This window comes from Neptuniibacter marinus, assembly GCF_001597725.1.
GTDB classification, from domain to species: Bacteria; Pseudomonadota; Gammaproteobacteria; order Pseudomonadales; family Balneatricaceae; genus Neptuniibacter; species Neptuniibacter marinus.
Genome location: NZ_LUTR01000087.1, coordinates 1 through 262 on the forward strand (window position 1 = coordinate 1; position 262 = coordinate 262).

1 pseudogene is annotated in these 262 nt (G+C 45.4%); it reads right to left on the bottom strand.

From position 1 onward, the window contains the following. Positions 1–262, bottom strand: a pseudogene (locus tag A3774_RS16875) (4Fe-4S binding protein); the annotation flags it as partial.

Consider the following 262-nt stretch of genomic DNA (forward strand, 5'->3'; position numbering starts at 1 on the left):
TTAATATTTTGCATCAGTGAGATGCCGGTATATTGTTGCGCAAAATCGATTAGTGGTTTCTCACCCAGCCCCTCTAAAAAAACAGGCTCATGGTGTGATAAGACGCGAACACTTAAAAAACTACCATTGGGGTCAATCGCCACCAGCAGATTAAAGGGGATACCGGCAAAACCAGGAATGGCGGCAAGATCAATCGATTCAAACGCATAACCCACTAAGGGCGTATCGGTCGATATTTGTTGATAAAGCGGCCAAACGGGCA